Annotated in this window: 1 pseudogene; it reads left to right on the forward strand. The window is 61.9% G+C overall.

Annotation, left to right across the window (positions count from 1 at the left end):
* Positions 1-118: 118 nt before the first annotated feature.
* Positions 119-462, forward strand: a pseudogene (locus tag B3605_RS12365) (sulfite exporter TauE/SafE family protein); the annotation flags it as partial.

The following is a 462-nucleotide window of genomic DNA, read 5'->3' on the forward strand; positions in this document are numbered from 1 at the left end:
GCCGGCAGCTCCGCACTCGTTTTGTGTGAGTAATTCCGTTAGACCGGGCTGGCAAGGGGAGGACTTCAAAAGCATGCCGATGGACGTGTCATTTTACTACGCCGCCATTCCCGCCGTCATTCTCGTCGGCCTCGCGAAGGGCGGTATGGGCGACGCCTTGTCGCTGATCGGATTGCCTTTTCTGGCTCTCGTCGTCTCCCCCGTGCAGGCCGCCGCCATCCTGCTGCCGATCCTGATCTTCATGGACATGATATCGCTGGTCATCTGGCGCAAGCATGGCGATTGGACGACGCTGAAGATCATGCTCCCGGGCGCGCTGGCCGGCATCGCGCTTGGCTGGGCGACCTCCGCACTCGTCCCCGGCAGCGTCTTGCGCGTCGTCATCGGCATCGTCACCATCCTCTTTTGCCTGCGCTATTTCTGGAACAACTTCGGCCCCGGCAGAGGAAAGATCGTGCCGCC

Origin of the sequence: Rhizobium sp. UBA1881 (assembly GCF_002338015.1) — a bacterium.
GTDB lineage: Bacteria > Pseudomonadota > Alphaproteobacteria > Rhizobiales > Rhizobiaceae > Rhizobium.